Here is a 25230-nt window from a genome sequence, read left to right on the forward strand (position 1 = left end):
TTTTTAACTCATTAATCGCTGAGCCATGAACCTCAAAATTTCTTCCTTACTGGTGGTGGCCGCTGCTCTCACACTGGGTAGCTGTTCCTCCGTATACAAATCCGGTCAAACTCCGGATGATGTTTATTATTCTCCCGGAAGAACGGGGGCGGCCTATGCATCAGGAAATGATGACAATGGCTCAGATTACCTTGCTACCAATCAGCGCCGTCGGTACAATGATCGCGTAACTGATCCGAACTATGCGGATGACCAGTATATGCGGATGGCGATCGCGACAGGTCGTCGTCCTATGTTCTTCGATGATTTTGCCATGATGAACCCCTATTACCGGAACAACTGGGCATTTAACAGCTGGATGGTTTGGAACAGTCCCTGGAACAGCCCCTGGAATTCCATGTATATGTGGAACAGCTTTTACAACCCTTACTGGGGAATTGGAAACGGCTGGTATGGCGGCGGATTTGGCCTTGGCTGGTCTCCCGGATGGGGTTCCGGTTGGGGTCCAGGCTGGGGCGGTGGTCACTGGGCTGGTGGTGGAATCATCAACAAACCCGGCTATTATACTGCTCCGCGTCCGAGTCGCCCGAGATCTGGTTTTACCATGGGTAGCTACCTGAACAACAACAACAACAACCGGAACAGTTATCGCGTAAACAATTCTTATTACGGAAACTATAACAACCGGAATAGTTACAACAATAACCGCAGTTTCAATAACAGCAACAACCGGAGCATGTATAACAACAATCGCTCTACCAATTCAGGTTCTTTTGACCGGCCAACCCGCTCTTATTCACCTTCTTCCTCACCTGCTGGCGGTAGCCGTGGTAGCTCAGGAGGTGGTGGTGGAGTAAGTCGTCCAACCCGATCAGGTAACTAAATCTTTCAAATAACGTATCGGAGGAAACAACCCAAAACAGGCCGTTTCCTCCTTTTTTATATCCATCCTGTATCTAAAGTAAAGGCACATGCGAAAAAAAATTCTTCTTGTATCCTTCAGCTTCTGTTCACTTATTGGCTTTGCCCAGGTACCCGAAGATGCACTGCGAATGTCCTGGAATACACCCGGTGGTACCGCTCGCAACCAGGCAATTGGTGGCGTGATGGGTTCACTTGGAGGAGATATAACTTCCAATTTCATTAACCCCGCCGGTATCGGTATTTACCGAACCAGCGAAGTAGTTATTAGTCCGGGGTTCAACTTCTTAAACAATAACGGTACTTTCAGAGGCACTAAAACAAGCCAGAATAATTCCAATGCATTTTTTGGAACAAGCGGATTTGTATTAGGCATCCCATCCAATCCTCGAAGCCGTAATAAAAGCAGCAGCGCTTTCAGTATCGCCATCAACCGGGCGGCGGATTTTAACCAGAAAATAAATTATCGCGGACAGAATGATTTCAGCTCTTTTTCTGAAGCCTATGCTTCCGAAATTGCCAACTCAGGTCTTTCACTGGATGATGCACTGAACTCGAATAGTATTTCATTCCCTGCCCGAATGGGACTATACACCTACCTGGTTGACACCCTTACCACTCCAGGTTTTGGCACTGAAGTAGTGGCATCCCCGCTCCGATATGCTTTTGAACAGGATACCGCCTTTTTATTAAACCAGGATAATTATATTGAATCCAAAGGTGGCATCACAGAGTTAGCTTTCAGTTTTGCGGGTTCCAGTAAGGAGAAAATCTTTTGGGGTGTGAGCTTGGGAGTGCCCATTATGAATTATGAGCGGGCCAGTACACTTACTGAATCCGATGCTACCGGGAATAACACTAATTATTTCAAAGAAACCTACCTCCGTGAACGATTTACCAGCCGGGGTGTTGGCCTTAACTTAAAAATGGGATTGATTGTGCGTCCGGTTGAATCCATTCGGCTGGGTGCAGCCATCCATACGCCCACTATTTATGGTATGCGCGAAACCTATGATGCAGAACTATTTGCTGACCTGGAAAATTATAACGCACCCACCACGGTGAACGTAGGCACACTGAATGAAGGATTTACTCCCGAATACCGGTACGACCTCACATCTCCCTGGAAGTTCCTGGTTAGTGGGGCCTATATTTTCCGTGAAGTTGAGGATACCCGCCAACAGAAAGGGTTTATTTCAGCCGATCTGGAATATGTTACCCATTCTTCCAGCCGCTTCCGCGATGCCGAATTGGATGGTTCTGGCAGCAACAATTATTTCAATGCGGTTAACAATGTAATACGCGATATCTACAAAGGAACCTTGAATATGAAAATTGGTGGTGAGTTGAAGTTCAACACCATTATGGCAAGAGCCGGTTTCGCTTATTATGGTAATCCTTATCGGGACGAAGCCTTAAATGGAAAGCGCATGTTCATCAGTGGTGGACTGGGGTATCGTAATAAAGGCTATTTCATTGATTTGGCCTATGTACATCGCATCACCAATGATGTTAACTTTCCTTACCGTTTGAACGATAAGGCTAACACGTTTGCAGATCTGCGCGGTGGTGGCGGTAATGTAGTGGCTACAGTAGGTTTCAAGTTTTAAGAAAATCTCTCCACCAGAATCCGGAATCTTTCACGGTTCGGAGCTGCGTTTTGAAGTCGACATGAACCAGCCCGAACCGTGCTTCATATCCTTCCGCCCACTCGAAATTATCCATGAGGGTCCAGGCGAAATAACCGCCCAGTTTTACTCCTTCCCTTTTTGACTTCAAAAGCGCCTGAAGATACAATTGGAAAAACCTGATCCTATCCTGGTCATGTACTCTGCCCTGCTGTACCTGGTCTTTAAAGGCAGCACCATTTTCGGTGATCATGAGTTGTTTAATGGCCCCATATTTCCAGAATCTTCGGATAATATGCTGAAACGAATCTGCATTGATTTCCCATCCCATGGCAGTAACCGGAACCTTCCGCTCCCTTGGTTTTACTTCCGCAGCCTGGATCAGTGGAATAAAGGAATGATGTTTGACAACTATCGGGAAATAATTCTGTAATCCGATAAAATCCATATCAAACTGCATCTGCTCTGCAAATTTCCAACTCTTGTTCTTCCGGTTCATTTTGTCAACAATTCCTCTGTCATCTTCCGGAAATCCTTTTCCCAATAAGGGCTCAATGAACAACCGGTTCATGAACAGGTCAATCCTGCGGGCAGCAGCCAGATCAGCGGGAGTATCCGAAAAAGGAATGACTTCCGAACAGGAAAAACTGGTTCCGATAATGGCATCCGGAATATACTGGCGCAGCATTCTTCCACCATCCGCCTGCGCAAGGGCAGCATGATGCACTGATTTCAGAAATCCTTCCAGGGATCTTCTACCGGGGGCGTGGATGCCCAGCATATGTCCCAATGTGGTGAAACCCGATGGCTCATTCAATACCAGCCAGTGTTTAACAGATCCGAAATTCTTGGCACACACTTTTGCAAAATGACGGAACCATCGATTGATAAGCGGACTCTCCCATCCTCCTTCTGCCTGTAATACCTGTGGAAGATCCCAATGATAAAGGGTTACGAAAGGGGTAAGTCCAAGTGAAAGGCATTCATCAATGAGTCGCTGATAAAATGCGATCCCGGCTGCATTTGCCTTTCCGGAACCATCCGGCAGAATACGTGACCAGGAAATACTGAACCGGAACGAGTTGAATCCAAGTGCTTTTACCAATAATAAATCATCTCTGTACCGATGATAGAAATCACAGGCAACTGTAGGCCTTGCTCCCTTTTTAATCACTCCCTTTCGCCTGGCAAACTGGTCCCAGATGGAAGGCGACCTCCCATCTTCCGTTATGGCCCCTTCATTCTGGGCGGCCGATACCGCAACACCCCAATGAAAATCTTTTCCAAATGACGACGCTTTCAGTTCGGATGTTACCATTCCGGCAAATTAGCATTACTGCCAATTGACCCATATTATGAAATCATGAAATCTGCTTTTGAATATAATTCAGAACGCCATCCCCGTCAGCAGGATGAAACCATTGGAAGGCAGTATCTTTTTTAAACCAGGTCATCTGTCTCTTTGCATATTGACGTGTATGCTGCTTGATTTTTTCAACCGCCTCGTCCAGCGACAACTGACCTTCCAGGTACATAAACAGTTCTTTGTATCCAACCGTTTGTAAGGCAGTGATAGTCTTCCAGGATTTTCCTTTCTGATCTAATTCCACCTGCACTGATTTTACTTCTTCCAGTAAACCGTCCTTCATCATCTGTTCAACCCGTTTATCGATGCGTACTACCAATTCCTGCCGGGGCAGTTCAAGCGCAATTTTTAGAGTTTGAAAAAAGCGGGGCTTGACCTGACTGGTTTGAAAACTTCGTATACTCCTGCCCGTTGACAGCACTACTTCCAGTGCGCGCAGCAGCCGATGTGGATTCAAAATTTCACCGGTGGAATAATAGAGAGGATCTTTCTCCTGAACCATTTGCTGAAGCCATCCCATTCCATTCTGCTCATACTCAAGTTGAATGGATTGCCGGATTGCCGGGTCAACGGTTGGCACATCATCCAAGCCCTCTGTGAGCGCTTTGATGTACAGGCCGGTTCCGCCCACAATTACAGCGGTATCGTGTTCAGCAAAAATCCGTTGAAGCACTTCCATACCGTAGCTGGCATACTTCGCAGCATTCCAATCTTCCAGTATGGAATGAGATGCTATAAAATGATGGGGAACAGCCGCCAGTTCCTGTTCATCTGGCCGGGCAACCCCTATGGATAACTCCTGGTAACATTGCCTGGAATCAGCGGATAAAATCTCTGTTTTAAGTGACTGGGCCACCAAAATGGCCATGGCTGTTTTTCCAACGGCCGTTGGTCCGGCTATAACTATACTAAAATTCTTCTTCACTGCTTTCATCTTCAGCACCAAAGCTATCGCTCTCTTCGTCTTCACCTTCTCCTTCAGTACCAAATCCTTCTGCTCCGGTCTGGAGATCGTATTTCTCTTCCATTTCCGCCAGCTTATCACCCACCAATCCTTTGGTTCCGTATTGTGATGGTGCTATGCCTTCCGTACGAACAACAGCAGGATATTCTATTTTAGGATTTTCTTCTTTAGAAACATTAATCAGTTCAACCAGGAAGGTCCAGTTCCGGTTGAAATCATACTGATAAATGAATTTCTGATTAGGATCAAAAATCTCGCTACCAATGGTGGTGGATTCCATCAGCAATGGCTCTACCACGTATGATTTATCGTATTTTTCAAGGGAGATTTCCTTACCGCGCTGCCAGTTATCATTACTGCGATAAAAGGTTGCCGCATGTTTGGAATCAAATTCATAGGCTTTTAAAATTGCCTGGTGCAGATCCAGAAAAAATTGCTTGTGTCGGATTGCAATATCTCTGTAAATACTGTCGTCTTCCTCAAAATACACCCTGAACTTCAGAATTGCCATAATATACCTGCTGTTGATTTCGGGCCTAAAATAGCATCTTTTATTGAATATGAAGGTGGGATTACTGCTTCGGCTGCAGGTTGTATTCCCTGGCTTTCTCCACCATCAGGGTGTAAGCGGCTTCGTAACTATTGGGGATTTCTCCATCCAGGATAGCTTCCCGGATCGCATTTTTAATATCTCCAACAATACGACCGGGTGCCAATCCGAAAATTTCCATAATGAGTTCCCCGGAAATCGGAGGCTGCCAGTTTCGTATGCGGTCGTTTTCTTCCACCTCCTGCAACCGTTGTTTTACCAGGGCAAAATTGGTCAGGTACTTTTTAACCTTGAACTTATTCTTTGAAGTGATATCTGCAGAACATAAGAGCATCAGATCCTCTATTTCATCACCTGCATCAAACAGCAGGCGCCGGATGGCACTGTCTGTAATATTTTCTTTTGTCAAACTGATAGGCCTTAAATGCAGTTCCACCAGTTTTCTTACATACCGCATCTTTTCGTTTTGCGGGAGCTTCAGTTTGGCAAATATCCTTGGTACCATGCGTCCACCGACAACTTCATGGCCATGAAAGGTCCAGCCATGACCCGGTTCAAATTTTTTTGTTGCAGGTTTTCCAATATCATGCAAAAGAGCAGCCCAGCGCAACCAAAGATCATTGGTATGAACAGCAATATTATCCACCACCTGCAACGTATGGTAAAAATTATCCTTGTGCCCTTTGCCGTCAATATACTCTGCACCGGCAAGGTCTACCAGTTGCGGGAATATAATATGCAGCAGACCGGATTTATACAACAGATCCAGCCCAATGGAAGGTTGCGTACTTTGCAAAATTTTATTCAGCTCTTCGGTTATGCGTTCCTGTGATATGATGCGGATTCGTTCCACATGCATGCAAATACCTTTCCAGGTGGTTTCTTCAATGGAAAAGCCCAGTTGGGATGCAAAACGGATCGCGCGCAGCATGCGCAGCGGATCATCGCTGAAGGTTTGACCGGGTTCCAGTGGAGTGCGGATGATTTTATTTTCCAGGTCTTTGCGGCCCTCAAAAGGATCAATCAACACTCCATAATTCTGCTCATTCAGGCTGACAGCCATGGCATTGATAGTAAAATCCCGGCGTAATTGATCTTCTTCCAGGGTGCCCGGTTCAACTTCCGGATTCCTGCTATGGTAACGATAACTCTCCTTTCGGGCCCCTACAAATTCCACATCAAACTCTTCAATTTTCAGCGCTGCTGTACCGAAATTTTTATAGAAAGCTACACTTGGAGCAGGACTGAAACGTTGTGCAACTGCATTGGCCAGTGCAATACCATCGCCAACACAAACAATATCCGCATCCTTTGTGAGTCGTCCCAATAATTTGTCGCGAACAAATCCCCCAACCACATAAGTTTCCAATCCCAAATCGGCAGCAGCATGTGCGATTTTTTTGAAAACAAACAACTCTTTCGCTGAACAAGTAATTTCCATCGGGCTGCAAATTAGTTTAATTTAAGGGGAAATTTCAGATCATGGTCAGTTCCACAGCTCCCACTGTTTCGGATTATTTAAGAGAACTACCGGAAGAGAAACGAGCCGTAATGCAGTCCTTACGAAGCATTGTTCAAAAAAATATTCCTACAGGATTCCAGGAATGTATGCAATACGGCATGATCAGTTATGTGGTTCCGCATTCCCTTTATCCTTCAGGTTACCATTGTGATCCCAGGCAGCCGCTGCCTTTTCTGAGCCTGGCAGCACAAAAAAATCATTTTGCCGTTTACCATATGGGTATGTATGCAGATCCTCAACTGCTTAGTTGGTTTCAGGAAGCGTTTGCCGCTCACTACCCCTACAAACTGGATATGGGCAAAAGCTGTATGCGTTTTAAGAAACCAGAACAGGTACCTGTGGAGCTCATCGGTGAACTGGCTGCAAAAATGAGTCCGAAAGATTGGATCAGCCTCTATGAAGGGCAGCTAAAAAAGAAAAAGTAGCAATTGTTTCAGCCTTTTTTCAGGGTTGATTTCATCAAATCAAATAAGGACTGAATCTGCTGTTCAATACTGTAGTGTTGCTCCATGTGGAGTCGGGCGTTTTGACCCATGACCCTCATTTGATCCGGATTTTGCAATAACTGCAGTATTCCTTGCACCATTCCTTTTTCATCCCATTCGTCCACCAGAATCCCGGTTTCCCCTTCTACCACCGCATCCATGATTCCACCATGACGTGTACTTACTATGGGTAATCCGCTGGCTGCAGCTTCCAGGATTGAGTTGGGGGTGCCTTCCATGTCTCCATTGGACGCAGTAACAGAATGCTGTACAAAAAGATGCGCTCGTTTCATATAGTCTGCAATTTTATCTGGAGGCAAAATACCAGGAAACTCAACAGATGACTCTATCGATAAGGCACGAACAAGTTGCTGACATTGCTCAAAAGCTTCTTCCCTCCCACCAATCATAACCAGTTTCGCATCAGGAAACACCTTGACTACCTCATGAAAAGCACGAATCGTAACCTGTGGTGCTTTTTTTTCGGTAAACCGTCCAACTGCAAGTAGTAACGGATAAGCTGCTTTTTGAGAAGGATCCGGGTTAAATTGATTTAGCTGAATGCCATAGGGAATGATCTTTACTTTTTCTTCGGGTGCGCCAATTTTAACCAATTGCTTCTTCATCACGTTTGAAACGGCAATAATAGCCGGAGCATAATCGAATAAAAGGCGATAGCCTGCACCATATTTTTTAAGTACAGAAAGCTGGGTAGCATCATATCCATGAAAATGCGGAATCAACGGAATGTTCAAATCCCTGCAAACCGGTACCATGTGTACAGCTGACAATCCATAATTAGCCAAAACCAGTTCAACCTGGTTGGATAAGAGGAATTTTTTCATTCCGTAATTGCTGAAATAGTTATTCCGGTTCCCTGTTATTGCTTTCAGCACCAGGTTGCCTATCCAGAAGGGAAGGGAATGAATCCTCCGCCCATCCTCCACCCTGGCCGGCATCCTGCCGGAGTGAAGCGTAAGCACCTCACAACGTTTTGAGAGCTCATCAATCTGGCGTTTGATAAAGGTTTCCGAATAGGTTGAACGTTGGGAGCGGGTAATACAAATTCGCATGGGTGAAAGGTTGTCTGTACCGACAATCCTACAAATGTATATTTTTGCCGGAAATTCAATCGGATTCATGCAGTTATCTGTTATTATAACCACCTATAATTCTCCGGAATGGCTGGAAAAAGTGTTGTGGGGATTTGAAGCGCAAAGCTACCGTGAATTTGAAGTAATCATAGCAGATGATGGCTCAGGAGAACCAACACATGCCTTAATCGAAACCATGAAGGCAACTGTTAGCTATCCCATACAACATGTGTGGCACGAGGATATTGGATTTCGGAAATGTACCATATTAAACAAAGCCATTGAAGCTTCCCAAACGGATTACCTGGTTTTTACGGATGGCGACTGTATCCCCAGAAAAGATTTCCTGCAAGTGCATGCCAGCAGACGGGAAAAAGGACATTTTTTATCCGGAGGTTATTTTATGCTGCCAATGTCCATTTCCAGGGAGATTACAAAAGAAAATATCTTATCACAGGACTGTTTCAGGCTTTCCTGGCTAAAGGCAAAAGGATTACCCGCTTCCTTCAAAAACAGCAAGATTTCGGTAAAAGGGGGATTGGCTGAATTCATGAATGCCATCACGCCCACTAAAGCAACCTGGAACGGGCACAATGTTTCCGGCTGGAAAGCAGATATCCTGGCGGTTAACGGCTACGACGAACGGATGCGCTATGGTGCCCTGGACCGTGAATTGGGTGAGCGCCTGATGAACAAGGGGATCAAAGGAATTCAGATCCGGTACAGTGCTATTTGCATTCACCTGGATCATTCCCGTGGTTACAAAAACACGAAGGACATTAATTTCAACAAAGGCATCCGTAAAACCACCGCGGAAGAGAAAAGAACCTGGACAGATTTCGGCATTGAAAGAACGCATCGATTTCCTAATGATCCGGTGGAACAACCAGCCTGAAACCTACCAGTGGAGCGCGAAGGCGCTTGATCAACGTAAACAGATGCTGATCCTGAACCAGGGCCACCAGTGCTGATTGCATGGTTCCAAGCCATTGTTCTTCTATACCCAGGAGTCCATTCATCTCGAGCCATTCCCCCGCTTCCAGTTTTTCCGTATCAGCAAGATCGTACGCACTGACAAACTGCACCAACTGTCTCTCCTCTGCAAAAAACAGCACAGGTTGTATTGCCAGCTGAAGTTGCTCCAATTGTTGTTTCGAGGAGGGCTCCAAAATGGCGTCCCAGGCGGCATTTGCCACCAAACCATACCAGCCGCCAGCCTGTACCGGAATGGCTTTTCCGGCTCTTAATGCTGCCAGGTTATTTTCTATAAGCTGCTCAAAATCAGACATGCGGCAAAATTATAGCCCAGTTTCTATTATCTTCGCCCCAAATTTTGCTATATGAACTTGCACGAATACCAAGCAAAGGAATTATTGAAGAAATACCAGGTGCCGGTGCAGGAAGGCATCGCCTGCAGCACCCCGGCTGAGGCAGAAGAAGCCTATCGCACTATCCATACCCAGTACGGCAGCAAGTTTGCTGTTGTAAAAGCCCAGATTCATGCGGGCGGTCGTGGTAAAGGAAAAATCCGCGGAAGCGAACAAAGAGGGGTAGCCGTAGGTAAAAACGCAGAAGCCATTAAAGAAATCGCACAGAATATATTGGGCGGCACATTGGTGACCATCCAGACCGGTGAAGCCGGCAAAGTGGTAAACAAAGTACTGGTTGCACAGGACGTTTATTACGAAGGACCTAATCCAATAAAAGAATTTTACCTGTCTATTCTCCTGGACCGCGCAAAAGGGCAGAATGTAATCATGTACAGTACGGAAGGCGGTATGGATATCGAAGAAGTGGCGCACAACACACCGGATAAGATCTTTAAGGAGTGGGTTCACCCGGGTGGGCCATTACAGGCATTCCAGGCAAGAAAAATCGCTTTCAACCTCGGACTGAGTGGTGAAGCTTTCAAAAACTGCGTGAAGTTTGTTACGAATTTGTACAATGCATATGTTGGACTGGATTGTGCCATGCTGGAAATCAACCCTCTCTTCAAAACATCCGATGAAAAAATCATTGCGGTGGATTGTAAGATGAACATTGATGACAATGCGCTTACCCGTCACGCTGAACTGTCCAACCTGCGCGATTTCTCAGAAGAAGATCCAACTGAAGTGGAAGCAGGCAAATTCAACCTGAACTTTGTAAAACTGGACGGTAACGTAGGTTGTATGGTGAATGGCGCCGGACTGGCAATGGCGACCATGGATATGATCAAACTCAGCGGTGGTGAACCTGCGAACTTCCTGGACGTAGGTGGTACTGCCAATGCGCAGACCGTGGAAGCCGGATTCCGTATCATTTTGAAAGATCCTAAAGTGAAAGCGATCCTGATCAATATCTTCGGAGGTATCGTACGTTGCGACCGGGTAGCACAGGGTGTAATTGACGCTTACAAGACCATGGGTAATATCGAAGTACCCATCATTGTACGTCTGCAGGGAACCAATGCAGAAGAAGCCAAGAAACTGATTGACGAAAGCGGGCTGAAAGTTCAGAGCGCTATTCTGTTGAGCGAAGCTGCCGACCTGGTGAACAAGGCGGTAACTGCTGCCTAACGATCAGATATAACCGAATACAAAAGCCAGGGAAAAATTTCCCTGGCTTTTTTTTATCTTAGGAAGATGAAACAGCTCCTTTTTTTCCTGTTATTGGCTTTTTGTTCAAAGGCCACCCTGGCACAACAGTGGAAACTCGTTTGGTCGGATGAGTTCACGCTGCCCGGCTTACCGGATCCTTCCAAATGGGACTATGATATCGGAGGCAATGGCTGGGGCAACCAGGAAAAGCAGGTGTATACCAAGGCTGATCCCAAAACCGTGAGTATACGAAATGGCTCGCTGTTTATTACTGCCTATAAAACCCCGGAGGGCAAGTATCATTCGGCCCGATTGGTTACCCGCGGCAAAGCCGACTGGCGATATGGCCGGATAGAGATTCGGGCAAGGTTGCCCAGAGGGCGCGGGGTTTGGCCAGCCATCTGGATGTTACCAACAGACGATGCCTATGGTGATTGGCCAACCAGCGGAGAAATTGATATCATGGAATTTGTCGGACACAACCCGGATTCTGTATTCACCAGTGTACATACCGATGCCTACAATCACATGATGGGTACACAGAAAACAAAGGGGCATCTGTTACGGATGAACTGGCAGGATTTTCATGTATATGCCATCGAGTGGCTGGAAAATCACATTCATTTTAAAATTGATGGCAATACCGTATTCAGCTTTAAAAAAGAAAAAGATGAGGCGGAAGTCTGGCCATTTGACCAACCCTTCTACCTCATCCTCAACCTTGCAATTGGTGGTACCTGGGGCGGTCAGAAAGGCATTGATGACAGTATCTTCCCGCAATCCCTGGAAGTTGATTATGTGCGGGTATCCCAACCCGCTGCCCATTAAGGCGTTTTTTTCGGTGGCAGGGCGAAAGCCTTTGCTTCATGTTCAAAATGGCCTTTGTGTGAGCCATCGCAAAAGGGTTTGTTCTGTGATAAACCACAGCGACAGATACTCACCAATGTACGACCACCTAAATCATAGAGATTGCCATCTTTATCGCGGATTTCAAAATCGCCTTCCACGCGCAGGGATCCATTGTTATTAACAGTAATGATTGTTCCAGCCATTAGTCTAAATTTTAGGATGCTAAAATAAGGGTTTAATTTGCACTATGCAGGATACGGAAAACATACTGACCGCCACGCGGAACTGGATCAACAACGTGGTGATCGGTTGTAATTTCTGTCCGTTTGCAGCCCGTGAAATCAGGCGAAACAGCGTGCATTTTGAACTGGCATCTGCAACCGATCCGGACCAGGTGTTGGAACAGTACCATCAACTACTTCAAAAACTGGATGAACATCCTGCCATCGAAACCGCTTTTCTGATACTACCGGAAGGTTTCGGCGATTTTATGCACTACCTGGACCTGGTTGAAATGGCGGAAGAACTGATTGAAGAAGAAGACTACGAAGGCATCTACCAGGTTGCCAGCTTTCACCCGGCATACCTTTTTGCGGGTTCAGATACACAGGATCCGGCAAATTATACCAACCGGTCCCCCTACCCTATGTTGCATCTGCTGCGGGAAGAAAGTATTGAAAAAGCGTTAGAACACTATTCAGGTGATCCGGACGAAATTCCCGAGCGAAACATCCGGTTTGCAAGAGAGAAAGGCCTTGCATACATGAAAAGTCTGTTTAACAGCGGCATATAGACCGCTCATCCCATTTTAAACATCCTTAACCAGAACAGGGTTCATACTGGCTTAGTTTTGCGGTCAATTCCCGACCCGGTGAAAAATAGTTTGAATTGAAATAGGGGTAATAAGCAGGCAGGTTGTCGGACAGTAAAAGAACCTGTGTCGCTGAGTTTACCCATATCATACCAGCACCAACATGAACCAATGGCCACTATTGAAGCCAGGCAGCCCATAGTACGCACCGATTTTGGATTGTTGCGTTTTGAAGAGGTATTTAAAACACATTTTAAAGCCCTCCATGCCTATGCCTACACGCTGGTACGGGAAGACATGCTGGCAGAAGAAATGGTGCAACAGGTTTTTTTCAAACTTTGGGAAAAAAGAGACACACTAAAGATTGAATCATCTGCAACTGCTTATCTCTACCGCTCTGTATACCACGAATGCCTGAATTACCTGAAGCACCAGAAAGTAAAAGCGGCCTATCAGCAGTACGCAAAAGCGATGCCCGAAGCTACCGCCGGTGGAGCGGCCCAAAAAATACAGTTAAGTGAGCTCCAACAACACCTGAACAAGGCATTAAGTGAATTACCCGAACAATGCCGCACCATATTTCAGATGAGCCGGTATGAAGAACTGAAGTACCAGGAAATTGCAGATCGCCTGGGCCTATCTGTTAAAACCATTGAAAACCAGATGGGGAAAGCACTCCGTTTGCTGAGAGAAAAATTGAAAGATTTTTTACCCGTATTATTATTAATCCTGCTCAATCTCTGATATGCTGCCCTTCCAATCCAACCATGCCATAGATGAGCTGCTGGTCAGTTACCTGCTGGGAGAAGCCACAGAGGAGCAACAGCGATCCGCCCTCAAATGGATCAGTGCCTCAGCGGAAAACGAACGGTATTTTCAGGAATTCCAACAGATTTGGGAAAAAAGCCGCGAACTGGCGGCCAATTCTTCAGTAGATGTAAACGCTGCCTGGGAAAGAATGCGGGAAAAACTGGAAAAGGGCAAAAATGGAAGAAAGGAAGAAAGGAAGATGGGAAGAAGGGAAGACGGAAAGGTTGTTAGTTTGGCAGGATGGTGGAGAAGGGCGGCGGCTATCCTTGCAATTGTGCTGACCGGTGCAGTAAGCTGGACGATCTACCGGCAATGGACAAACGCCGGATGGATGGAACTGGCGAGCCAGGAGGCGACACTTCTACAACTATTACCCGACAGTTCGAAAATCACCTTGAACAAAGGCGCAACAATTGAATATCCAAAACAATTTGCCCGGAATAAACGCCGGATTAAACTGAAAGGGGAAGCTTTTTTTGATGTGAAAAGAAAGCCGGAACAACCATTTGAAGTCATGGTTAACAAACTAACCGTTACAGTATTGGGCACTTCCTTTAATATCCGGGAAACGGATTCTGCTACCATTGTAATCGTGGAATCGGGAACTGTTCAGGTAAGCGATGGGAATCAATCCATCGTGTTGAATGCGGGAGAACAGTTGATTGCCGGTAACACTAAAAAGAGCTGGACAAAGGTTCAGCAAACAGATAAACTCTATCAATATTACCGAACCCGAACATTCAACTGCGACCGTACTCCATTGTGGAAACTGGTAGAAGTATTGAATGAAGCATATGATTCGAATATTGTAATTACCAATCCCGCCATCAGGGAACTGCCAATTACTACAGTTTTTGAAAACCAGCCACTGGAAGAAGTTTTATCCATCATCTCCCAGACTCTGGACATTACCATCACCCGGAAAGACGATCAGATTTATGTGGAGTAATTGTATAACCGGACGCAGCATCTTCCGGAAAATAATGGTAGTACTTGGTTTTCTGGGTATAATGAATAGCCTGCAGGCACAGGAACATTTGAATAAACCAATATCCCTTTCAGTAAACCGGCAGCCAATCGCAGATGTATTAGAAATCATCAGTAATAAGGGAAATTTCTACTTCAGTTACAATTCCAATATCCTTCCAAAAGACAGCCTGGTAAGTCTGCCGGCAGGTACCCGATCGGTACGCAACCTGCTGGAACTGCTGTTCCCGACTGGTTTTGAGTTTAGGGAAAGCGGACAATACATTATCATCCGGAGAACCCCTCTCCAACTCAGCCTGGTAATTAAGGAATCCGCCACCAACGATAATCATTATTGGGTAAGTGGATATGTAAGGGATGACCAAACCGGCGAGTTGGTTCGGGATGCCAGCGTTTATGAAAAAGACCGGCTTGTAGCGGCGCTTACCAATCGGCAGGGATATTTCCGGATCAAATTAAAAACACGTTATCCCCGGGCAAGCCTGACCGTCAGCAAAGAATTTTACAGAGACACTACTGTCACGATCCGTTCCGGTTATAACCAGGAAGTTCGTATCACACTGGCGCCCGTTGATCTGCAGGGCGCCACAGTTGTTGTTGGTCCGGCCCGGTTACCCGCCCCCGATTCCCTCTATATGGCCATTCCTCAACCCGATAGCTCTACCCTGCTCTATTTGTATAAAAGGATGGATTCGCTTCGGGTGCAGCGCACGGCTCTTGGTAAATTTTTCCTATCCTCCAAACTCAAAGTGCAAAGCATTAACCTGAGTCGGTTTTTCACAGTAAGACCGGTGCAGGTTTCACTTACTCCCGGTCTTTCCAGTAATGGCAGGATGAATGCACAGGTAGTCAATAATTTCTCCTTCAACGTACTGGGTGGTTATTCCGGAGGCGTCAACGGAGCAGAAATCGGTGGCATATTTAACCTTAACAAAAAAGATGTGCAATATGCACAGGTAGCCGGAGTTGTGAATATAGTGGGGGGCAATATGAAAGGTGTACAGGTGGCAGGTGTACACAACATGGTACTCGATTCCGTTACAGGGGTGCAGGCAGGAGGAGTAGTCAATTTTGTTATGGGATCTTTTACCGGTGGACAGATTGGGGGCGTTATTAACTATACCAATCATGCTGTGACCGGGCTTCAGGTTGCCGGAGTTGGTAATGTGAGTGGCAGAGAAATGAATGGGGTCCAGATCGGGGGCGTATTTAATTATGCGAAAAAATTAAATGGCGTTCAGATCGGATTAATCAATATTGCAGACAGTTCAGATGGATATAGCATCGGCCTTATCAATGTGGTATTGAAAGGATATCATAAACTGGCTTTATATTCTACGGAAGTCATGCCTTTTAATGCCGCTTTTAAAACTGGTAATCACAAATTATACAGTATCCTTTTGGGTGGAGCGCACCCGGATACCGGCAGAAGAGTAGTTAGTTTTGGTTATGGCATCGGAACTGAAAGACGCCTGGGCAAGCGATTCTCACTTAACCTGGAGGCAAGTACCCAATATGTTTTCCTCGGTAGCTGGGAATACACCAATCTATTGACCAGGGCAACCGTAAACCTGCACTGGAAGATCAGCAAACATTTTTCGTTGTTTGCCGGACCTGCATTCTCGGTTTATCAGTCGGACCAGGATGTAAAGTTTCACGGTTATGCATACCCGATACCTGAAGCAGCCTACAAAACAGTTTCACTTGGTGGAAATCGCACCGGATGGCTGGGCTGGACGGGAGGCATACATTTATTCTGATATTTTTTTCGCACACGTAGGGGTAAAGACATCAATCGTTGTCGGATAAAAAAACGATTTTATGTATCTCAGGATCATTAACCTTATCCTTATTCAATGCATCTTTTTATTGCCGCTTACGGCACAGGTAAAACAGACCATAAAAGGTCAGCTGACAGACCAATTACTGCAACAACCTATTTCAGGAGCAACTGTAGAAATCATTGGTCAGCGGAGAACCACTACAACAGACAGTGATGGAACTTTCAAATTTACGTTGGTACCCATTGGGGTGCACCAGCTGCGCATCACGCATGCCGGTTACAAACCCATCCTGCTTGAAAACATCATATTAAATGCAGGAAAGGAACTGGTGTTGAATCCTGCCATGGAACTGGATGTTCAGACACAGCAGGAAGTAATAGTAAAAGCTCGCGGAGTACGATCCAAACCATTAAATGAACTCAGTCTGGTTAGTGCCCGGGCCTTTTCAGTTGAAGAAACACAACGCTATGCAGCGGCAGTTAACGATCCGCTCCGGATGGCAACCAGTTTTGCGGGCGTTATCAGCGTAAATGACGGAGGGAATCATATTGTTGTCCGCGGCAATGCGCCCAATGCACTTTTGTGGCGAATGGAAGGCGTTGAAATTCCAAATCCCAACCATTTTGCTGTGCAAGGCAGTAGCGGAGGAGGCATATCTATTCTGAGTGCGCAGGTACTCGCCAATTCAGATTTTGTAACGGGGGCATTTGCGGCAGAGTATGGAAATGCAGTGGGAGGTGTTTTTGATCTGCGATTGCGAAAAGGTAATAACGAAAAAAGAGAACATACCATTGAAGCCGGCGTACTTGGGATCAATGTAGCAAGCGAGGGTCCCTTCAGTAAAAACTATAAAGGTTCTTACCTGGTAAATTACAGATATTCAACCCTTGGGTTGTTAAGTAAAATGGGATTAAAAACGGTAGGTGAAGGAAGTACTGATTTCAGTGATCTCTCCTACAATATTAACCTGCCTGCGGGTAAAGCTGGACAGTTCACCTTATTTGGACTCAATGGATGGAATAGCCAGGATTTACCCATGGAAAAAGATCCTTCAAAATGGGAGGAAGAATGGAACCGCTATGGAGGGAAATACAGAGGGGCTACCAATGCCAATGGACTTACCCATTCCATCGCACTTTCCGCCCGCACAAAACTGAAAACCGTCCTGGTCAATAGCAAACAGGAAAACACCAGCAATCAGCAATATTTGGAAAATGATGAAACGATCACCAACGCTTTTCGTGAAAAATTCTCTACCGGCAAATGGACGGTAAGCAGCACGCTGAACAGCCAATTGAGTCGTAAACAGGCCCTTCGTGCAGGTGTAATTTTCCAGCAAATCAATTTTAATTACCTGCAGCGTTCCAGGGAAAACAATCAGGCACCAGTGGAAGAACGAATTAACGTGAAGGATCAAACGCAACTAATGCAGGCTTTTGCCCAATGGCAATACAAACCCTCCAATCAACTGGTATTAACCGGCGGCCTGCATTTTCTGCATCTGATGCTAAATAAGACAACAGCTGTTGAACCCCGGTTTGCCATGCAATGGACGCCGGATTCCAAAAACAGTTTTGGGCTTGGCTATGGCTTGCACAGCCAGGCACAGATCATGGGAGTGTATTTCGCCCGCACCAAAATTAATAATGAATGGATGCAACCAAATAAGGAACTGGGGTTTACGAAATCACACCACCTGGTCGGATCCTATACCCGGCAACTGATGAAAGGGTTGCGATTGAGAACTGAATTGTACTACCAGCAACTCTTTAATATTCCGGTTAGCATTTATGATACCAGCAGTTTATCAACCGTAAACATTGGTGAAAATTATGTGCTTGATCCACTTACAAACAAAGGCAAGGGCAGGAATTATGGTGTAGAGATCTCGCTGGAAAAACAGTTGCGTAACAATTTCTATTTTCTTTTTTCCAATTCTTTATACCAATCCAAATATACTGCTGCCGATGGCATCGAGCGAAATACCCGGTACAATGGCGGTCATGCCAATTCACTAACGTTGGGAAAAGAATTTATTCATCCCGGGAAACAACGAAGTTTTGCGGCCAATATCAAAGTTATTTATGCCGGAGGCTTCCGGGAAACACCTATGGATGAAGAAGCAACACTTGAGCTGGGATACGCCAAATACCGCGAAGCAGAAGCATTTACGATACAGCAACCTGCTTATTTCAGAACAGATATCCGTTTGAGCATGAAATGGAATGCTTCCAGCACGACACATGTTTTATCACTCGATATTCAAAACATGACCAATCGCCAGAATATTTATGCCCGTTATTTCGACAGTGTCAAAGGAGCAATCAGTACGGTTTACCAGGCAGGCATTATTCCGGTGATTGCCTATCGACTTGAATTTTAATCATTAACCATTCAGATTTTATACCATGAAAAAAACTACGCTACTATTCGCACTGCTGATCCTGGGGATCAGCGCTATACTGCCTTCCTGCACCAAAGTGAACGGCAAAGGTCCGGTTGTATCCAAGATCCGGGAGGTTGGCAATTTTACTAAAATTGATTTTGGAACAACAGGACGGCTCTATTACAAAACAGGTTCTGAGCACCGGGTTGAAATCCGTGCACAACGTAATATTCAGGACGTAATTGAAGCTTTTGTCAGTAACGGAGAATTAAATTTAAAGATCCGCAACAATACCTGGATTCATTCTTATGAAACCATAGAAGTATATATTGAATCACCTGCCATTAATGGCTTCAAAGTGAATGGTTCCGGTGATATCTATGCAAGTGATCCAATTGAAACGAATCAGTTTTACACAGATATCAACGGGTCCGGAAAAATAGATATCCGGGAACTGGTCACTCCTCAAATGGAAGCAGATGTGAATGGCAGTGGTGATATCCTTATCCGAGGAGGTTCCATTGGGAATGCCAACCTGGATATCTCCGGCAGTGGTGATATCAATATGATCGGGTGCGAGACTACTGAAATGAAAACGGAAACCAGCGGCTCCGGAGATATGCGGGTATGGGTAACCGACAAACTGAATGCCCGGATCAGCGGCAGCGGTTCAGTAAAATACAAAGGCAATCCGCAGGTAACCGTAAAAGTTTCCGGATCCGGTAAAGTTGCGCCATACTAAGCACAGGATAACAAAAATGCGATGTTAATACAAAGGACCTAATTTTGGAACTTGTATTAACATCGTACTTCATGACATCTTACGACCTGGTGATAATCGGAGGCGGCCCCATCGGACTTGCCTGTGCATTGGAAGCACGGAAAGCGAAATTGAATTATGTAATCCTTGAAAAAGGTTGCCTGGTTAATTCGCTTTATCACTATCCGGCCAATATGACTTTTTTTTCAACATCCGAACGGTTGGAAATTGGGAACGTACCATTTGTATCCAATAACAATAAACCTACCCGTGCTGAATCGCTGGAATATTACCGGCGTGTTGCTCAAAGTCACACATTGAATATCCGGCTGTTTGAAGAAGTTTTGTCGGTTAAGAAAAGCAAAAAGGGCTTCACTGTTACCAGTAGCAAGGAACGCTATAGTACCAGTTATGTAATCATCGCCACTGGTTTTTACGACATCCCCTATCAGTTAAACGTGCCTGGAGAAGAACTCCCCAAGGTTACACATTATTACAAGGATCCACATTTTTATGCATTCCAGAAAGTAGCGGTAATCGGAGCCCAGAATTCTGCTGTTGATGCAGCCCTAGAAACATGGCGGAAAGGCGCGGACGTAACCATGATCATCCGCCAGTCAGAAATTGGTCAGCGTGTTAAATACTGGGTAAGGCCGGATATCATTAACCGTATTGAGGAAGGCTCCATTAAAGTCTATTTCAACAGCCAGGTTTCGGCTATTCGTGAACGTGAGATAGATATTCAGACACCCGACGGAAAAGTAACCATCGCCAATGACTGGGTACTGGCCCTGACTGGATATGAACCCAACCTGGAATTTTTGAAAGTCTGCGGTATCCGGTTGAGTAAGGATGAAGTGAGGCAACCCGAATACGATCCCAAAACACAGGAAACCAATGTACCCGGATTATACCTGGCCGGAGTAATTTGCGGAGGCATGAATACCCACAAGTTATTTATTGAAAACTCACGTATTCATGCGGAGCATATAATCAAAGATATTCGTAGAAAGGATCGGGTTGCCGGCAGCATCAGATAATATTGGATAGCAGTAGAATCAAGAGCAAACCCAATACAGAAATAATAGATTCCATGATGGTCCAGGAGAGTAGGGTTTCTTTTACTGTCAATCCATAATACTCCTTGAACATCCAGAAGCCGGTATCGTTTACATGCGAACAAAATACACTGCCGGCTCCAACGGACAACACCATCCATTCTGGCGATACGCCGCTGGAAACCACCAGGGGTGCCAAAATTCCGGCAGCTGTAATTCCCGCTACGGTAGCTGAACCAATTATAATCCGGATAGATGCTGCCACCAGCCAGCCTGCAATTAAAGGAGGAAAAGCATATTGTGTAAAGAAATCTGCCACCTGACCGGCGATGCCGGTATCTGTCAACACCTGCTTCAATGCACCGCCGCCAGCAATTACCATCATAATAACTGCAATTCCTTCAATCGCAGCGCCATAGTATTGCATCAGTACCTGAACGGAAACGCCCCTCCTGATACAAAGAAAATAGCCGGCAGCCAACGCAGCGATCAGCATGGCCAGAACAGGGTCGCCAATCGCCTGGGTGAGTTGCAACAGTTTTGAATCTGCCGGTAAAAAATTAACCAGTAAGGCGGGTAAAGCAATAAGCAGTACAGGCAACAGCGCAACCACCATACTGGAACTAACCGATGGCAGTAGTTGCTCCTGCTCCTCTTTCTCTTCCATCAGGGGAATGGTTCCAAATTGCCGAAAGCGTTTTCCAAATTCAATACCTGCTATCCAGACAAGTGGAACTGTAACCAGTAATCCATACAACATGGTTTTTCCTATAGAAGCAGAAAAAATAGAGGCTAGACTAACCGGTCCCGGATGCGGTGGTAAAAAACCGTGAGTAACTGATAATGCAGATGCCATTGGTATGGCTACATATAAGAGAGGCACTTTAGCACTGGCAGCAATGGTAAATACAAAGGGCACCAGGATCACAAAACCGGCATTATAAAAAAGTGGAATCCCTACCAGCAATCCCATCAGTAATACCGCCCACTGAATGCCAGAACGGCCAAACCTGTCCATAAGATACCGGCTGATAACCGTAGCTGCGCCGGTTTTTTCCAGCACCTTCCCCTGCATCGCACCAAGACAAAGAATAAGCGCCATACTTCCAAGCATGGAACCTACGCCTTTTTCCATAGCCCGCATGAGTTCCGGCACCGGCATTCCATTCAGCAAACCGATCAGCAGGGTGGCTGCCAGCAATGCCAGGAATGGGCTCCATTTGTTGAGCGTCATCCAGAACAGTAAACCCAGTGCCAGCAGAATTACTAGAAATGACATAAGCGTAAAAATTCTTGGTATTGGTTACGGTAGATGGTTCTGTTCATATCATTGGGGTAAATCGAATTATAGCCAAACGGAAGATGAGCTTCCAGTTCTGTCCATTCGTTTAAATAGCCGGCTGCTTTCATTGCAATGGCAATGGCTCCCAACGTGGAAGCATCCGCATCTTCCTCCCCCACTTCGATGGTTCGCTCCAGCACATCACTCATTACCTGCACCCACCACCTGCTTCTGGTAAAACCACCGCTTGCAACAATGCGATGAACCGGTCCGTACACTTGTTCTATCCTTTCCAATAATTGCCGGAAAATAAAACAGATGCCTTCTACCAGGGCTCTTTTGAAATGCGCCTGCCGATGCTGAAAACGAACTCCTGCAAATATTCCACTTGCTCCAGCATCCCAAACTGGCGCACGTTCGCCTCCAAAATAAGGCAAACATACCAGTCCCTCACAGCCTGGCATAACCGAAGCAGCTTCCTGTTCAAATGAATCCAGCAACATTCCAAGCGGTGCTGATTTCCCCATAATTTCTTCTTCCCACCACTGTAAAACAATACCACCATTATTGGTCGGACCACCACATACAAAATGAGTGGCATCCAACTGATAGGAAAACAAACCGCTATCCGGATCTGCTTTAAATGCGGATTGCACCACCCGGATGGCACCACTGGTTCCAATGGTAAGACTTGCAGTGCCGGGCTGCATCGCTTTACTTCCGATCTGGGCTAAACAGCCATCAGAGCCTCCCAAAACAGGTAGTAGCTGAAGTCTTTCCATTTGAAAACGGTTCTCCTTCCGCATCCATTCAACCGCCTGCACAACCGGCAACTGTTCCTTTTTTACCCCGGTAAACTCTAAAGCCAATGGATGCCAATCCGCCCTAAGCGGATCATACATTCCGGTTGCGGCAGCTGTGCTGCAATCCGTTTCCCAGAATCCTGTAAAATGATGCCAGATATATTCTTTGATACCAACACACTTAAAAGCCATGTCAAGCAATGCAGGATTTGACAGCCTGAGTTGCCATAATTTAGCCAGGGGTGTCATGGGATGAAATGGGGTACCGGTTTCACTGACCAGTTTACGAACCCTTGGGTCCTGCTTGTATTGATTAACCAACAAAAGGCTGCTGGTATCCGCCCAGGTTGAAAGAGGAGTTAGGGGATTTGCCTTTTCGTCCACCAGCATCAGACTATGCATGGCAGCACTCAGCGACAGATAAATTACTGTATCACGTTTACCTATAACCGAAAATGCATCCAGCAGCAGTTTTTCTGCCAGGTCCCTTATTTCTTGTGGGTCCAGTTCAGTAGTAGTTCCCTTCGTATAGGACGACTTTGCCTGATGCAGCAGGTTGCCCTTTTCATCAAGGACAACCAGCTTGGTATGCGTGGTACCCAGGTCAAGTCCGGCAAACAATGGCATATTCGGTATTACTGTCCCGAATATAAGGATACATTCTGAGGTCCTTCAAAGCTTTGTATGTAAAGAGGGAAATAGCGGGTACTGCGACGGTTATTGGCTAATTCATTTTTTAAATAATTCGCCATTGACTCCAGGTGATAGCCATCCCGCTGGTCATAAGCATTCAATATTAAATCCGAAGCTTCCCGTTGAGCCAGTTCCGGCTTATCAAGGTAAAAATAAAGTTTACTCAAAATGAAATGGGTGGCATAACGAAGTTTCCGGTCATGTTTACTATTTCCATCATACTCACGGCGAACTTTTTCGAAATAGGCGATTGCAGGTTGCACTTCTTTCCAGATCGGCTCCACTGATTCATTAGTATTGATTTTAAAGAGTGCGTTCTTTACAATACCCCAATTACTCCGGAAGCGGTTGTATTCGGGATGTTTGCGATTCGATACCACCCAAACCATATCCGAGACCCTTTTTTCACGATAGCCATACTGACGGGTAAGGTTACCCGAAAGTTGATATATTGTATTGTAAAGCACTTCTCTGCTTACCTGTGTGGTCAGCACGACCATATTAAGCAACACATTAAATGCGGCGACTTTATTCCCTACTTCAGTTCCCTGATAGGTAAACGTCTGTTGGCGATTTACCATCTGGTATTCATCAATCTGTCTTCCGGTATAATCACGGATAAGAACACGGGCTGCATAGGTATAGGTAAGACGGGGTGCATACCACATCTTTTTACTAACAACATTCCCGTTTTTGTCTTTTTTGATTTCTTCCCGCTGGTTAATATCGGATTTGGTAATGATCAGATCTTCCATTTTTAATTGTACGGATACATGTCCATTGGCAGGAAGCCATTTCCAGCCCATGATCTCCAGGCGTTCAGCCGGAGATTCATTCCCAAGCGCCAGTTTCATAAGCGGGCCAATATCACAGGAAAAATCATAGGTTCTAAAACTACTGTCGAGGGGTAACTGTGGAAGCTCCCGGTAATTTACCTGGAAGGAAAAGCGGTCGAGGTCGACCCGTTGTGCCATTGTAGTAACAACCAGCACCAAACAGGTAAAGAGTACACTAATCTTTCTCATTTGGAAGGATTGGATTTCTCCTAAAACGCCCCCAACCCTGCTTTTAGTCTATTTTCCGCTTTTTTTCCACACATTCAAAAAGGTGGATTCCAGACTCAGGAAATAATTATTCCGGGCAATTCGGGTCGTATTTCCGGAAGCCTCCAACCTGACACCCAGGTTGAGCTTGGTAGAACTATTGAAAATCAATTGAATAGCGGGGGCAATATCCAGATAATGGGTACCCGGACCAAGGCCCTTCATCCCCAACATTTCCACATACAGGTTCAGATTGACCTGATCATAATCTGAATAGGATTTTGGAAAAAGCAGGTAACCCGCAGACAAACTGTACATCAGGGCATCCTGATCGTGCATATTGCCCATGGTTTTGAACTTCTCATCGTACACCCTCAAATAACTGGCAGTTCCGGATATAGCCAGCTTGTGTAATAGTTGTGTTCCGATCAAACCAAACTGAATCCCACTATTATCTCCATCCAGGTTCATTTCGTCATAAATCATGTTGTTCCGGCTATAGGCAGCATCTGCAAAAGCAGCCATACGAAAATGACGATGGATGCCATCTTCGGAAAAGAAACGCCATTTAACATAGCCTTTAACCGATTCCCAGCGCTGTCCGGATTGATAAAAATTGGAAAAAGTGGTACTCACCCGGCCCATCCAGTTTTTATGCAATCCGGCCATCAACTCAGGCATGTAGCGCTGACGAATCATTCCGGATTGTGGTAAATCTGCAAAACGGGCAGTCAGTTTCGCACTGAGCGATTGAGCCGGCAGGTTGGAGGCCGGATCGGTAAATACATATAACTCCTGGGCCTGGATACCAAACGAAAAGAAAAGGCACCCAAGTCCAATCCACAATGCTTTCAT

Annotated in this window: 24 protein-coding genes; 13 read left to right on the forward strand and 11 right to left on the reverse strand. The window is 45.7% G+C overall.

All coding sequences use genetic code 11. From position 1 onward, the window contains the following. Positions 1 to 25: 25 nt before the first annotated feature. Both L0U88_RS02490 and L0U88_RS02495 read left to right on the forward strand, forming a co-directional pair. Positions 26 to 883 (forward strand): hypothetical protein, encoded by an 858-nt coding sequence (locus L0U88_RS02490; RefSeq protein WP_234864024.1) that lies wholly within the window; start codon positions 26 to 28, stop codon positions 881 to 883. A gap of 88 nt (positions 884 to 971) precedes the next feature. Then, the gene (locus L0U88_RS02495; protein WP_234864025.1) at positions 972 to 2531 is read left to right on the forward strand and encodes an outer membrane protein transport protein; all 1560 of its coding nucleotides are present in this window, start codon (positions 972 to 974) and stop codon (positions 2529 to 2531) included. Here L0U88_RS02495 and L0U88_RS02500 read toward each other — a convergent pair. The 4 genes from L0U88_RS02500 to L0U88_RS02515 form a co-directional block, all read right to left on the reverse strand. Beyond that, positions 2521 to 3867 carry a GH1 family beta-glucosidase gene (locus tag L0U88_RS02500; protein ID WP_234864026.1) on the reverse strand — a complete coding sequence of 449 codons (1347 nt, stop codon included), beginning with the start codon at positions 3865 to 3867 and terminating at the stop codon, positions 2521 to 2523. The two genes, L0U88_RS02495 and L0U88_RS02500, sit on opposite strands and share 11 nt — an antisense overlap. A gap of 43 nt (positions 3868 to 3910) precedes the next feature. Beyond that, the gene (gene miaA, locus L0U88_RS02505) at positions 3911 to 4849 is read right to left on the reverse strand and encodes a tRNA (adenosine(37)-N6)-dimethylallyltransferase MiaA (protein WP_234864027.1); all 939 of its coding nucleotides are present in this window, start codon (positions 4847 to 4849) and stop codon (positions 3911 to 3913) included. Continuing rightward, on the reverse strand, positions 4824 to 5390 hold the full coding sequence (locus tag L0U88_RS02510; protein ID WP_234864028.1) for a plasmid pRiA4b ORF-3 family protein: 567 nt from the start codon (positions 5388 to 5390) through the stop codon (positions 4824 to 4826). The genes miaA and L0U88_RS02510 overlap by 26 nt, the downstream gene beginning before the upstream one ends. A gap of 61 nt (positions 5391 to 5451) precedes the next feature. Then, positions 5452 to 6870, reverse strand: a complete 1419-nt coding sequence (locus L0U88_RS02515; RefSeq protein WP_234864029.1) for a CCA tRNA nucleotidyltransferase — start codon at positions 6868 to 6870, stop codon at positions 5452 to 5454. Between the two features lie 41 nt (positions 6871 to 6911). Here L0U88_RS02515 and L0U88_RS02520 point away from each other — a divergent pair, with 41 nt between their 5' ends. Beyond that, entirely contained in the window at positions 6912 to 7376 is a 465-nt protein-coding gene (locus L0U88_RS02520) for a DUF1801 domain-containing protein (RefSeq protein ID WP_234864030.1), read from the forward strand. A gap of 8 nt (positions 7377 to 7384) precedes the next feature. Here the strand turns inward: L0U88_RS02520 and L0U88_RS02525 are convergent, their stop codons facing one another. Next, complete coding sequence (locus L0U88_RS02525; RefSeq protein WP_234864031.1) at positions 7385 to 8509, reverse strand: glycosyltransferase family 4 protein; 1125 nt, start codon at positions 8507 to 8509, stop codon at positions 7385 to 7387. A 67-nt stretch (positions 8510 to 8576) separates the two neighbouring features. Between L0U88_RS02525 and L0U88_RS02530 the strand changes: the two genes are divergently transcribed. After that, the gene (locus L0U88_RS02530) at positions 8577 to 9425 is read left to right on the forward strand and encodes a glycosyltransferase family 2 protein (protein WP_234864032.1); all 849 of its coding nucleotides are present in this window, start codon (positions 8577 to 8579) and stop codon (positions 9423 to 9425) included. On the opposite strand, the gene L0U88_RS02535 is transcribed toward L0U88_RS02530, so the two are convergent. Beyond that, positions 9397 to 9819, reverse strand: a complete 423-nt coding sequence (locus L0U88_RS02535) for a hypothetical protein (protein WP_234864033.1) — start codon at positions 9817 to 9819, stop codon at positions 9397 to 9399. The two genes, L0U88_RS02530 and L0U88_RS02535, sit on opposite strands and share 29 nt — an antisense overlap. Positions 9820 to 9870: 51 nt before the next feature. Between L0U88_RS02535 and sucC the strand changes: the two genes are divergently transcribed. Together sucC and L0U88_RS02545 are read left to right on the forward strand one after the other, a co-directional pair. Beyond that, the gene (sucC, locus tag L0U88_RS02540) at positions 9871 to 11088 is read left to right on the forward strand and encodes an ADP-forming succinate--CoA ligase subunit beta (RefSeq protein WP_234864034.1); all 1218 of its coding nucleotides are present in this window, start codon (positions 9871 to 9873) and stop codon (positions 11086 to 11088) included. 66 nt (positions 11089 to 11154) lie between these two features. Then, positions 11155 to 11937 (forward strand): glycoside hydrolase family 16 protein, encoded by a 783-nt coding sequence (locus tag L0U88_RS02545; protein WP_234864035.1) that lies wholly within the window; start codon positions 11155 to 11157, stop codon positions 11935 to 11937. Here L0U88_RS02545 and L0U88_RS02550 read toward each other — a convergent pair. After that, complete coding sequence (locus L0U88_RS02550) at positions 11934 to 12161, reverse strand: CDGSH iron-sulfur domain-containing protein (protein WP_234864036.1); 228 nt, start codon at positions 12159 to 12161, stop codon at positions 11934 to 11936. The two genes, L0U88_RS02545 and L0U88_RS02550, sit on opposite strands and share 4 nt — an antisense overlap. A gap of 44 nt (positions 12162 to 12205) precedes the next feature. Between L0U88_RS02550 and L0U88_RS02555 the strand changes: the two genes are divergently transcribed. The 7 genes from L0U88_RS02555 to L0U88_RS02585 all read left to right on the forward strand — a co-directional run bounded on the left by L0U88_RS02555 (position 12206) and on the right by L0U88_RS02585 (position 20536). After that, the gene (locus L0U88_RS02555) at positions 12206 to 12751 is read left to right on the forward strand and encodes a DUF1415 domain-containing protein (protein WP_234864037.1); all 546 of its coding nucleotides are present in this window, start codon (positions 12206 to 12208) and stop codon (positions 12749 to 12751) included. Between the two features lie 189 nt (positions 12752 to 12940). Beyond that, a complete protein-coding gene (locus tag L0U88_RS02560; RefSeq protein WP_234864038.1) occupies positions 12941 to 13513 on the forward strand; it encodes an RNA polymerase sigma-70 factor in 573 nt (190 codons plus the stop codon). A 1-nt stretch (position 13514) separates the two neighbouring features. Next, positions 13515 to 14528, forward strand: a complete 1014-nt coding sequence (locus L0U88_RS02565; protein WP_234864039.1) for a FecR family protein — start codon at positions 13515 to 13517, stop codon at positions 14526 to 14528. Continuing rightward, the gene (locus L0U88_RS02570) at positions 14518 to 16326 is read left to right on the forward strand and encodes a peptidase associated/transthyretin-like domain-containing protein (RefSeq protein WP_234864040.1); all 1809 of its coding nucleotides are present in this window, start codon (positions 14518 to 14520) and stop codon (positions 16324 to 16326) included. The genes L0U88_RS02565 and L0U88_RS02570 overlap by 11 nt, the downstream gene beginning before the upstream one ends. Positions 16327 to 16387: 61 nt before the next feature. Continuing rightward, positions 16388 to 18733, forward strand: a complete 2346-nt coding sequence (locus tag L0U88_RS02575) for a TonB-dependent receptor (RefSeq protein ID WP_234864041.1) — start codon at positions 16388 to 16390, stop codon at positions 18731 to 18733. 25 nt (positions 18734 to 18758) lie between these two features. Beyond that, positions 18759 to 19478, forward strand: a complete 720-nt coding sequence (locus L0U88_RS02580; protein ID WP_234864042.1) for a head GIN domain-containing protein — start codon at positions 18759 to 18761, stop codon at positions 19476 to 19478. Positions 19479 to 19549: 71 nt separating this feature from the next. After that, the gene (locus L0U88_RS02585) at positions 19550 to 20536 is read left to right on the forward strand and encodes a YpdA family putative bacillithiol disulfide reductase (protein ID WP_234864043.1); all 987 of its coding nucleotides are present in this window, start codon (positions 19550 to 19552) and stop codon (positions 20534 to 20536) included. Here L0U88_RS02585 and L0U88_RS02590 read toward each other — a convergent pair. From L0U88_RS02590 to L0U88_RS02605, 4 genes are read right to left on the reverse strand one after another with little or no spacing between them, the layout of a single operon-like run. Next, entirely contained in the window at positions 20529 to 21833 is a 1305-nt protein-coding gene (locus tag L0U88_RS02590) for a gluconate:H+ symporter (RefSeq protein ID WP_234864044.1), read from the reverse strand. The two genes, L0U88_RS02585 and L0U88_RS02590, sit on opposite strands and share 8 nt — an antisense overlap. After that, positions 21821 to 23266 (reverse strand): gluconokinase, encoded by a 1446-nt coding sequence (locus tag L0U88_RS02595; RefSeq protein WP_234864045.1) that lies wholly within the window; start codon positions 23264 to 23266, stop codon positions 21821 to 21823. The genes L0U88_RS02590 and L0U88_RS02595 overlap by 13 nt, the downstream gene beginning before the upstream one ends. A gap of 8 nt (positions 23267 to 23274) precedes the next feature. Then, a complete protein-coding gene (locus L0U88_RS02600) occupies positions 23275 to 24357 on the reverse strand; it encodes a hypothetical protein (RefSeq protein ID WP_234864046.1) in 1083 nt (360 codons plus the stop codon). A gap of 48 nt (positions 24358 to 24405) precedes the next feature. Next, positions 24406 to 25230 (reverse strand): hypothetical protein, encoded by an 825-nt coding sequence (locus tag L0U88_RS02605; protein WP_234864047.1) that lies wholly within the window; start codon positions 25228 to 25230, stop codon positions 24406 to 24408.

It is taken from the genome of Flavihumibacter fluminis (assembly GCF_021491375.1).
In the GTDB taxonomy this organism is placed as follows: Bacteria; Bacteroidota; Bacteroidia; order Chitinophagales; family Chitinophagaceae; genus Flavihumibacter; species Flavihumibacter fluminis.

Bases quoted from the DNA above. Each gene is read 5' to 3' on its own strand.
- L0U88_RS02490 (WP_234864024.1), top strand. From the start codon at position 26: ATGAACCTCAAAATTTCTTCCTTACTGGTGGTGGCCGCTGCTCTCACA.
- L0U88_RS02495 (WP_234864025.1), top strand. From the start codon at position 972: ATGCGAAAAAAAATTCTTCTTGTATCCTTCAGCTTCTGTTCACTTATT.
- L0U88_RS02500 (WP_234864026.1), bottom strand. From the start codon at position 3,867: ATGGTAACATCCGAACTGAAAGCGTCGTCATTTGGAAAAGATTTTCAT.
- miaA (WP_234864027.1), bottom strand. From the start codon at position 4,849: ATGAAAGCAGTGAAGAAGAATTTTAGTATAGTTATAGCCGGACCAACG.
- L0U88_RS02510 (WP_234864028.1), bottom strand. From the start codon at position 5,390: ATGGCAATTCTGAAGTTCAGGGTGTATTTTGAGGAAGACGACAGTATT.
- L0U88_RS02515 (WP_234864029.1), bottom strand. From the start codon at position 6,870: ATGGAAATTACTTGTTCAGCGAAAGAGTTGTTTGTTTTCAAAAAAATC.
- L0U88_RS02520 (WP_234864030.1), top strand. From the start codon at position 6,912: ATGGTCAGTTCCACAGCTCCCACTGTTTCGGATTATTTAAGAGAACTA.
- L0U88_RS02525 (WP_234864031.1), bottom strand. From the start codon at position 8,509: ATGCGAATTTGTATTACCCGCTCCCAACGTTCAACCTATTCGGAAACC.
- L0U88_RS02530 (WP_234864032.1), top strand. From the start codon at position 8,577: ATGCAGTTATCTGTTATTATAACCACCTATAATTCTCCGGAATGGCTG.
- L0U88_RS02535 (WP_234864033.1), bottom strand. From the start codon at position 9,819: ATGTCTGATTTTGAGCAGCTTATAGAAAATAACCTGGCAGCATTAAGA.
- sucC (WP_234864034.1), top strand. From the start codon at position 9,871: ATGAACTTGCACGAATACCAAGCAAAGGAATTATTGAAGAAATACCAG.
- L0U88_RS02545 (WP_234864035.1), top strand. From the start codon at position 11,155: ATGAAACAGCTCCTTTTTTTCCTGTTATTGGCTTTTTGTTCAAAGGCC.
- L0U88_RS02550 (WP_234864036.1), bottom strand. From the start codon at position 12,161: ATGGCTGGAACAATCATTACTGTTAATAACAATGGATCCCTGCGCGTG.
- L0U88_RS02555 (WP_234864037.1), top strand. From the start codon at position 12,206: ATGCAGGATACGGAAAACATACTGACCGCCACGCGGAACTGGATCAAC.
- L0U88_RS02560 (WP_234864038.1), top strand. From the start codon at position 12,941: ATGGCCACTATTGAAGCCAGGCAGCCCATAGTACGCACCGATTTTGGA.
- L0U88_RS02565 (WP_234864039.1), top strand. From the start codon at position 13,515: ATGCTGCCCTTCCAATCCAACCATGCCATAGATGAGCTGCTGGTCAGT.
- L0U88_RS02570 (WP_234864040.1), top strand. From the start codon at position 14,518: ATGTGGAGTAATTGTATAACCGGACGCAGCATCTTCCGGAAAATAATG.
- L0U88_RS02575 (WP_234864041.1), top strand. From the start codon at position 16,388: ATGTATCTCAGGATCATTAACCTTATCCTTATTCAATGCATCTTTTTA.
- L0U88_RS02580 (WP_234864042.1), top strand. From the start codon at position 18,759: ATGAAAAAAACTACGCTACTATTCGCACTGCTGATCCTGGGGATCAGC.
- L0U88_RS02585 (WP_234864043.1), top strand. From the start codon at position 19,550: ATGACATCTTACGACCTGGTGATAATCGGAGGCGGCCCCATCGGACTT.
- L0U88_RS02590 (WP_234864044.1), bottom strand. From the start codon at position 21,833: ATGTCATTTCTAGTAATTCTGCTGGCACTGGGTTTACTGTTCTGGATG.
- L0U88_RS02595 (WP_234864045.1), bottom strand. From the start codon at position 23,266: ATGCCATTGTTTGCCGGACTTGACCTGGGTACCACGCATACCAAGCTG.
- L0U88_RS02600 (WP_234864046.1), bottom strand. From the start codon at position 24,357: ATGAGAAAGATTAGTGTACTCTTTACCTGTTTGGTGCTGGTTGTTACT.
- L0U88_RS02605 (WP_234864047.1), bottom strand. From the start codon at position 25,230: ATGAAAGCATTGTGGATTGGACTTGGGTGCCTTTTCTTTTCGTTTGGT.